Source organism: uncultured Gemmiger sp. (genome assembly GCA_944388105.1).
Lineage (GTDB): Bacteria > Bacillota > Clostridia > Oscillospirales > Ruminococcaceae > Gemmiger.
Genome location: CALXHN010000020.1, coordinates 22,357 through 28,786 on the forward strand (window position 1 = coordinate 22,357; position 6,430 = coordinate 28,786).

Here is a 6,430-nt window from a genome sequence, read left to right on the forward strand (position 1 = left end):
AATCATGATTCACAATCTTCTGGCAGAATTTCTCGGCACCGGTCTGATGATCGTTTTCGGTGTCGGCGTCCATTGTGACGAAGTGCTGAAAAACAGCAAATACCGCGGGTCCGGCCATCTGTTTGCCATCACGACCTGGGGCTTCGGCATCTCGGTGGTGCTGATGATCTTCGGCGGTGTGTGCCTCAATCCCGCCATGGCTCTGGCACAGTCCATCCTGGGTATGATCCCCTGGTCCGCCTTTGTTCCCTACGCCATTGCGGAGATGGCCGGCGCTTTTGTGGGGGCTCTGATCTGCTATGTGATGTATGCCGATCAGTTCCGGGCCAGCGCAGATGAGGTGGACCCCATCGCCGTGCGCAATATCTTTTCCACCAACCCGCCCATGCGAGACCTGCCGCGCAACTATTTTGTGGAAGCCTTTGCTACCTCAGTGTTCCTGACCGCCATTCTCTGCATTGCCAAAAACTATGAGAGCTGGCTTCCCATCGGTGTGGGTCTGCTGGTCTGGGCCGTCGGCATGGGCTTCGGCGGCACCACCGGATTCGCCATGAATCAGGCGCGCGACCTGGGTCCCCGCCTTGCCTATCAGCTTCTCCCCATCCGCAACAAGACCGACAATGACTGGCAGTATGGCCTGCTGGTTCCCGGCACGGCTCCTTTTGTCGGCGCCGTCGTTGCCGCCTTGTTCTGCAGATATTTCCTTGGCATGTAACAGATGCCTCCAACCAAAAGCTGCTGCCGTGCAGAGTTCCTCCTGCGGCAGCAGCTTTTGTTATTTGGGCCGGTCTGTCGCCATATGGATTGTAAAACATACGCAGAAGAACCGCTGCCCTCTTTTGGCAGCGGCTTTTCTATGTTATAATAAGAATTAACCACACCTGTCCGCACATCATCGTATTTTCGCCTGTTTCGCTTTCCGGCAATGAGAGGTGATTGTATGAATATCTGGAACATTCTTGGAATCGATGCCACGGCTGATTGCACCGCCATTACGGCCGCCTACCACGCCAAACTTTCCGGTGCCAACCCGGAAGATCATCCCGAAGAGTTCAAACAGCTGCGTGCCGCCTATGAGCAGGCCCTGTCCCTGGCCAAACAGGCCGCCGCAGCGGATGCGTCCGGCGGCAGCGAGGCCGACCGCTGGATTGCCGATGCAAATGAGATTTACCAGGATATTCATCGCCGCTGCAGTCCGGCCGAATGGACCCGCCTGCTGGAAGAGGACTTTTGTGCCCGCCCCGCCAACCGCATTCAGGCCCGCGACCGCCTGTTGGGGTATCTGGCAAATCACTATCTGCTTCCTCATCCGGTATGGGTCCTGCTGGATGAACATTTCGGCCTGCAGCAGAGCGCGGAAGAATTGCGCGGCCTGTTTCCGCCGGCATTTATTGATAACATTATCCTGCCCGGTATAACCCACGGGGATCAGATTGATTTTTCCCTGCTGGATGGCGGCGACGGAACAGCCTGCGATGAATATCTGCGCGCCTGTTCCCAGTGTCTGCGTGCCACCAGCTCTCTTGACATGGATCAGGCCAAAACATTTTTGTCGCGAATGGAAGCCACCGGTGTCCGGCACCCCTGTACCGGTTTGTGCCGCGCCCGGATCTCCTACTTTTTTGAAAAGTTTGAGGATGCGGAACAGCAGCTGAAGGAAGTTCTGGAACAGACGCCCCGGGATTCCCAGGCCCTTCTGCTGCATGCCCAGCTGTCCATCCGCCGTCAGGATTACACCCGGGCAGAACAGGATTTGCGTCAGATTTTGGAAGTAGCACCCGATCTGGCCCAGGCACGGTATGATCTTATCGGCTGTCTGGAACAGGCCGGACGCTTGCAGGAGGCCAAAACCGCTTGCCTGGACCTGCTGCGGGATCTGCCCTATAATCGCCTGGTGTATCAGGCCCTGATACAACTCAATACGAAGTTGCTGCCCCAGCTGGATGCACGGTATCAGGCCTGCCCCGAAGACACGGAAAACAGCATGGAACTGGCCTGGACCTGCCATCAGATGGGGCAGGAAGACAAGGCTGATGCCATCTTGTCCAGCCTGCCGGCAGAAATGGCCGGAACTGCAGATTATGAGAATCTTTCTGCAAAAATCAAACTAAACCGCCGGGAATGGGACGCCGCCCTGGTGCATCTGCGCGCCTGGGAAAGTGCACTTCGGGAACACGACTCCCTTGAACGGCCGAGACTTCCGGAAGCACTCCACCTGCAGGCATGCGTCTATCACTCTCTTGGCGACAAGGAAAAATCCCTGGCCATGCTCGAACAGATTGCCGATCAATGGCCCGGTATCACAGAAAGCCGCAGGATCCGAGCCCAGTTTTTGCTGCAGGATTCCCGGCTGCAGGAGGCATTGCAGTCAATACAGCAATATCAGAAGGAAGCGCCTTCCGACCCCGCCGCCTCTTATCTGTGCGGCGAAATCCTGTTCCAGATGCACCAGCTGCAGGCATCCTTCAATGCCTTCAATGATGCCATGTCGCGAATCGGCGGTCGGGATGCGGCCTGTCTGCTCTATCAATGCCGTATCCTGATGGTGGCCGGACAATGGAAAGAAGCCAAGGAACTGCTGGATCAGCTGGCGGCCGCCGATATCAAAGATCCCATGCTGGAGTACTGTCTGGCACAGTGGGCCGGACACGAGCGCCGTAACGAGGAAGCACTGGAACACTACAAGGCGCTTCTGCCTGCCTGCCGCGGGGAAAATCCGCCGGACTTTGCCGGGGAGGTCTTTTTCCGCTTGGTTGCCTTGCAATACAAAGCGCTGGATGCCCAGGAAAAGCTCCGTCTTGTGGACGAAGGCCTGCGCCACGACCCGGGAAGTGTCAGCCTGCTGGATATGAAGGTGGATATCCTCCGGGAAAGCAACAACATTCCGGCCACCGTGGATACCTGCCGGGAACTGTGCCGGCTGTACCCCACCCATCCCACCGCATTTGAAACATTGGGTCGGCTGCTGCAATTCCGCCTTCGTGATTTTGCCGGTGCTGCGCAAGCCTATAAAACACAGTTGAGCATCCGGGAAGGCGCCATCCTGCATAACCTGCTGGGAATTTGTCTGCAGGAACTGGAACAGTACGCGGAAGCCGAAGAGCAGCTGCAGCATGCTGTACAGGCCTCTCCGCAGTGTGCCGCCTACCTGGGAAATCTGGCAGAGTTGTACCTGGTGCAGAATCGTCTGGACGAAGCGGAAAAGCGATTTCGGCAGGCTTTGACGCTGTCCATTCCAAGGCAGGAGGATCGCATCTGGCTGCGCCGGCGGCTGGCCATCACCCTGCGCCGTGCCGGTCGCTATTCGGAAGCGGTGGAGGCCCTGGAGCCCAATATCAAGCAGGAATACATCTATAGTGACCTGTGCCTGCAGGCACAGACCTGGGCCCAGGCCGGCGACCCGCAGCGGGCCCTGCAGGTGCTCCATCTTTGGCAGACACTGGCCGCCCCCGCAGAAGAGTCCTATTGGCAGGAAGAGGCCGCCGTGCTTCAGCAAATGGGCCGCATGGGAAGCGCCCTGCACGATCTGCGCCGCGGCGCTGATACCAACCGGGAATGTAGAGCAAATCTGGGAAACCTTTACCTTTCCCTGGAACGCTACCGGCAGGGTGCTGAAATCTTCGCAGTGTTGTGTGCCGAGTCCCCGGAAAAGGACCATCTATGGGATCGTCTTGCGCGCTGTCTCTTCTTTTCCGGAGACCGGAAAGGCGCTGCCGAAGCAGCGACCCGCGGTCTTGCCTGTCTGGAAAAGAATCGAAGCCTGTATAACAAGGCCATGTACTACACCCGTCAGGCGGCTTTCCTGATTTGCCGCGGTGAGTACAAACAGGCTGCGGCTGCCTTGGAGGAAGCGGAACGCTCGCCGCTTTGCAGCCAGTGTTCCTGCCCAGTCTGCAAGGACGCCATCGGGCTGCGGGTCATTCTGCTGGAATTGGACGGCAAATTTGAACAGGCTGCCCAGCTTTGCCAGGACTCCATGCAGCGTTTTCCAGACGAGTTGGACTTCACCGTTTTCTATAAACGCATCAGAAAGAAGATTGGACGTAAAACATGATCGTTGGAATTGATTTGGGTACCACCAACAGTCTGGTTGCCTGGGTGGACGGCCAAAAAGCCCGCCTGATCCCCAATCGCCTGGGCGAATTTCTGACCCCCTCCGTGGTCAGTGTGGACGCACAGGACGGGACCGTATACGTTGGCCGTACCGCTCTGGCCAGAGAAGGCTTGTATCCTTTTGACACCGCCTCGGTATTCAAGCGCAGCATGGGTACTGCCAAGGAATACAAACTGGGTGGTCGGACTTTCCGGCCGGAAGAACTTTCCAGTCTGATTCTGCGAAGCCTGAAAGAAGATGCCGAAACATATCTGGGCCAGCCTGTGGAAGAGGCTGTCATCAGTGTTCCCGCTTACTTCAATGACCAGCAGCGCCGCGCAACCCGGCAGGCCGGACAATTGGCAGGGCTTCGGGTGGAACGCATCGTCAACGAACCTACCGCCGCCGCCATGGCTTATGGGATCTGCGAACAGGGAGAAGACGGCCGCTATCTGGTTTTTGATCTGGGCGGAGGTACCCTGGACGTTTCCATTCTGGAACTGTTCCAGAACATCATCGAGGTACATGCCATCGCCGGGGATAACTTTTTGGGCGGAGAAGACTTTACCCAGGCTATGCTGGAACTGTTTGCCAAAAAGATCAACCTGGATCTTGCCAGCCTCTCCCCTGCCGATGCTTTTCGGGTACGGCGGCAGGCCGAATGGGGAAAACTGGCTCTTTCGGAAGGGTTGTTGGCTGTTGTCAGCTGTGACGTGAACGGGAAGACCTATTCAACCGGCATCAGCCGGGGCGAGTACGAAACCGCCTGTCGTCCGCTGCTTGAACGCATCCGCAAGCCGGTGGAACGCAGCCTGCGGGATGCCGGCCTTTCCGTATCAGAGATTGATGATATTCTGCTTGTGGGCGGCGCCTCCAAAAGTCCGATTGTCCGTGGTTTCTGCAAAAATTTCTTCGGCCGCGATCCCCGTGCAGGCGTCGACCCGGATCAGGCAATCGCCATGGGGGCTGCTCTAGCTGCCGGCATCAAGGAGCGCAAAGAAGAACTGCGGGAGGTCATCCTGACAGACGTCTGCCCCTTCAGCCTAGGTGTGGAAGTATCCGCCACGAACGGTGTTTTCCGGGAAGACGGCCATTTTGCGCCGATCATTGAACGGAATACCGTGATTCCGGTCAGCCGCACGGAACGATTCTACACCGTACATGACCAGCAGACAGAGGTGCGCATTGTGGTGCTGCAGGGAGAGAGCCGCATGGCCCGGGACAATCTGCAGCTTGGTGAACTGAGCATTCCCGTACCGCCCAACAGAGCTGGAGCGGAATCTGTGGATATCACCTTCACATACGATGTGAATTCTTTGCTGGAGGTGGAGATCCTGGTCAATTCCACCGGCCAGAAGCACCGCCGCATCATCCAGAACGGCAGTCGGGTGCTGACCGACGAGGAAGCACAGGAACGCCTGAAAAAACTGCAGTACCTGAAAATTCCGCCGCGGGAAGAGGAACCCAACCGCCTGCTGCTGTTTCGCGGCGAACAACTGTATCAGGAAACCCATGGAGCTGTCCGCCAGGAAGTGGACCGCCTGATGACATGGTTTGAGCAGGTTCTTTCCCAGCAGGATCGCCGCGCCATTGAAAAGGCTCGGAAGGAACTATCTGAAGCCCTGGACCGTCTGGAAGAAATGGAGTGAGATTCATGCAGATCAAACACTCTCTTCTGACGCTCTATTCCTGCCTGCTGGTTGTCATTCCCACGGCCATGATCCTGGCCGTCGGCGTGCTGACCAGGGATGTGGTGATCATTCTGCTGCCCTGGGTTCTGGGACCCATTCTTGGCGTATTCACGGCCAAATTATGGTTCAGCCGCGGGATGCTTCCGAAAGCGGAGTCCGGTCATGTGCCGGCCCCTGCATTGAGGCAGGATGCCTTTGCTGTGTCCGGCATACAATTTTTTCCTGTCCACGCCAATTACAATGAACCCTCTCCCAAGGCACCGGAACGTCGTGTCTATCCCGCTGCGAAGCTGCTTTCCTGGGTCGGATTGATTCTGGCTTGGATCGGGTGCCTTATTCCCGCGTTCTGCATCTTTGCCAGTTCGCTGGCAATTCTGCCTGCAGTGGCACTTTTTTCCGGACGCTGCGGGGCTTCATGGAAAGATCTCCCCTGTTCCGTCCGCCGCCGTTCTTTGACGGGGTTATGCCTGACAGTCGCCGGATTCTGGAGTTCGTTCCTTATCATCTATTTTTCGGTAACCTTGACGTAAGTCCGGGGCCAAAAACGCGAACAGTACCCTTCCGTGTTAAATACCGCACAGACAAAAAAGCGCCATAGAATCTTGCGATTCTATGGCGCTTTTTATGGTGGAGCGTCCGCAACCAA

Annotated in this window: 4 protein-coding genes; all 4 read left to right on the top strand. The window is 57.0% G+C overall.

Annotated features, from left to right (window positions below; all coding sequences use genetic code 11):
- Window positions 1–4 precede the first annotated feature (4 nt).
- Window positions 5–715 (top strand): D/L-lactic acid transporter LarD, encoded by a 711-nt coding sequence (gene larD, locus Q0K17_RS04090; RefSeq protein WP_294540233.1) that lies wholly within the window; start codon window positions 5–7, stop codon window positions 713–715.
- A 225-nt stretch (window positions 716–940) separates the two neighbouring features.
- Complete coding sequence (locus tag Q0K17_RS04095; protein WP_294540236.1) at window positions 941–4,054, top strand: tetratricopeptide repeat protein; 3,114 nt, start codon at window positions 941–943, stop codon at window positions 4,052–4,054.
- Window positions 4,051–5,742, top strand: a complete 1,692-nt coding sequence (locus Q0K17_RS04100) for a molecular chaperone HscC (RefSeq protein WP_294540238.1) — start codon at window positions 4,051–4,053, stop codon at window positions 5,740–5,742. The genes Q0K17_RS04095 and Q0K17_RS04100 overlap by 4 nt, the downstream gene beginning before the upstream one ends.
- Before the next feature lie 5 nt (window positions 5,743–5,747).
- Complete coding sequence (locus tag Q0K17_RS04105; RefSeq protein WP_294540240.1) at window positions 5,748–6,314, top strand: hypothetical protein; 567 nt, start codon at window positions 5,748–5,750, stop codon at window positions 6,312–6,314.
- The last annotated feature ends 116 nt before the right edge of the window (window positions 6,315–6,430 follow it).